The sequence below is a fragment of the Cobetia sp. SIMBA_158 genome, from assembly GCF_046566945.1.
Lineage (GTDB): Bacteria > Pseudomonadota > Gammaproteobacteria > Pseudomonadales > Halomonadaceae > Cobetia > Cobetia amphilecti.
The window spans coordinates 1-233 of the sequence record NZ_JAWJYL010001152.1 but is presented as its reverse complement, the minus strand read 5'-3'; the positions used below and the strand labels follow the sequence as shown (position 1 = coordinate 233).

Genomic DNA, 233 nt, shown 5'->3' with positions numbered 1-233 from the left:
CACCTTGTCGTCTTCGACGTAGTTGACGGGATCAGCGAAGTAGTCCACCGGCATGCCCGCGGTATCACGAACGGTACTCGGACCGAACATCGGCAGCACGAGATACGGCCCCTGCCCTGCACCCCAGACGGCGAGCGTCTGACCGAAGGCTTCCTCGTCCACTGTCCAGCCAAGCCCGCTGGCCGGGGCGAACAGGCCGCCGATGCCGACGGTGGGGTTGAGCAGCAGACGGC

1 protein-coding gene is annotated in these 233 nt (G+C 66.1%); it reads right to left on the bottom strand.

All coding sequences use genetic code 11. The annotated features are described in order from the left end of the window. Window positions 1-233, bottom strand: a 233-nt coding sequence (locus tag R2R70_RS23365; protein ID WP_410979402.1) for an MlaA family lipoprotein, incomplete at both ends; no start/stop codon positions are given.